The organism is Mesorhizobium sp. M7A.F.Ca.CA.004.04.2.1 (genome assembly GCF_004022825.1).
Taxonomy (GTDB): Bacteria; Pseudomonadota; Alphaproteobacteria; order Rhizobiales; family Rhizobiaceae; genus Mesorhizobium.
In genome coordinates, this window is the sequence record NZ_RZPH01001739.1 from 1 (window position 1) to 524 (window position 524).

Here is a 524-nt window from a genome sequence, read left to right on the forward strand (position 1 = left end):
GCTGAGGGTCATTGGCTGAGCATCAACCTGCCGACCTTGCTGCCGGCCGAAATCCGGCAGCCGCGCATCGGTCGCGACAAGATCGCTCGCAAGGCCGAGATCGTGGAAAGCGATGGCGATCATACAGTCATCACCGTGCCGCGCGGTCGGGCCCATGACAGCCAGCCGGGTGACGAAAACGAGGCGATCGATGCCGGCTTCATCAGCATCAACCGGCTGAACTGGTTTGGCGAGACACGGCTGGACGAACGGTTTCTGGACGGGATCCCGCGCCAGCGGCAAACTGGCTGACCTGGGGTCTGCGCGTCGTCATCCGATCACCAACCTGTCAGCGGTTAAATCAAGCCAATCCACCACCTATGCTTGAAGCCGCCGCTATTTCATTCCACATCGGTGAGGATGAAGGGCGAGACAGGAGAACGGCGGCGGCATCTGCTGTGGGCTTTGCCCGCATCGCTGATCCTGCATGCGCTCATCGCGGCGTTTCTGGTCTATGGCCTGCCGAGACCCGAGCAGCAGCCGGT

Annotated in this window: 1 pseudogene; it reads left to right on the forward strand. The window is 62.0% G+C overall.

The annotated features are described in order from the left end of the window. A pseudogene (locus tag EN893_RS37315) lies at positions 1–291 on the forward strand (5'/3'-nucleotidase SurE); the annotation flags it as partial. Positions 292–524: the final 233 nt, after the last annotated feature.